Source organism: Secundilactobacillus silagincola, from assembly GCF_002583405.1.
GTDB classification, from domain to species: domain Bacteria; phylum Bacillota; class Bacilli; order Lactobacillales; family Lactobacillaceae; genus Secundilactobacillus; species Secundilactobacillus silagincola.
The window spans coordinates 1-207 of record NZ_BCMJ01000083.1 but is presented as its reverse complement, the minus strand read 5'-3'; the positions used below and the strand labels follow the sequence as shown (position 1 = coordinate 207).

Annotated in this window: 1 rRNA gene; it reads right to left on the bottom strand. The window is 47.8% G+C overall.

The features are described from left to right. Positions 1-182: ribosomal RNA gene (locus CES82_RS12325) — 16S ribosomal RNA — on the bottom strand; the annotation flags it as partial. Between the last annotated feature and the right edge of the window lie 25 nt (positions 183-207).

Sequence of the window (207 nt, the reverse complement as noted above, 5' to 3'; positions counted from 1 at the left end):
ACCTGTTTCCAAGTGTTATCCCCTGCTTCCGGGCAGGTTACCCACGTGTTACTCACCAGTTCGCCACTCATCCAATGCTGAAAATCAGTGCAAGCACTTCAATTCAGCGGGATGCGTTCGACTTGCATGTATTAGGCACGCCGCCAGCGTTCGTCCTGAGCCAGGATCAAACTCTCAATTTATGATTGTTTGTGACTCATTAATATT